This is a genomic window from Sandarakinorhabdus oryzae (genome assembly GCF_009733735.1).
In the GTDB taxonomy this organism is placed as follows: domain Bacteria; phylum Pseudomonadota; class Alphaproteobacteria; order Sphingomonadales; family Sphingomonadaceae; genus Sandarakinorhabdus; species Sandarakinorhabdus oryzae.
The window spans coordinates 1-596 of the sequence record NZ_WNJP01000403.1; the positions used below are offsets into that span (position 1 = coordinate 1).

A 596-nucleotide genomic window follows, 5' to 3' on the forward strand; every position below is an offset into this window, starting at 1 on the left:
GGTGCCGGGCGTCGCCACCGCCGCCAAGCAGATGGGCGTCCACGCCGCGCGGGCCATCCTGGCTTGCCGCCAGGGCCGCAGCGCGCCGCCCTTCCGCTATCGCCATCCCGGCAGCATGGCCACCATCGGCCGCAGCCATGCCGTGGCAGATCTGGGCCGGCTGCGCCTGTCGGGCCACGCGGCCTGGCTGCTGTGGTGCACCGTGCATCTCTGGTTCCTGGCCGGCTTTCGCAATCGGCTGGTGGTGGGCGCCAACTGGCTGTGGCGCTATCTCACCTTTGAATCGTCGGCGCGGCTGATCACCCAGCATGGCGACGACCTGTCATGATGCTTATGCTGGCCGGTGTGATGGCAGCCGCCATCGTCGGCTTTGCCGCCCACCAGGGCGGCACCTGCGGCGTGGTGGCGGTCCGGCGCTGGCTGGACCAGCGCGACGCACGGCTGCTGGTCGGCTTTGCGGTGGCCAGTGGCGCAGCAACCCTCGTCTGTCTGCCGTTGGCCTGGGCCCTGGGCCGCGGCGGCCAGTTGCCGGGCAGCGCGGCGCTGGCGCCGCCGCTGCTGCTCGGGGCGGCGCTGCTGGGCGCCGGCGCGCTGGT

General features: G+C 73.3%; 1 protein-coding gene and 1 pseudogene. Both read left to right on the forward strand.

Annotated elements, in window-relative coordinates:
• A pseudogene (locus GJ693_RS17340) lies at positions 1-328 on the forward strand (NAD(P)/FAD-dependent oxidoreductase); the annotation flags it as partial.
• A partial coding sequence (locus GJ693_RS16560; RefSeq protein ID WP_456238828.1) for a hypothetical protein occupies positions 325-596 on the forward strand: 272 nt, incomplete at its 3' end. The pseudogene GJ693_RS17340 and the gene GJ693_RS16560, both read left to right, overlap by 4 nt.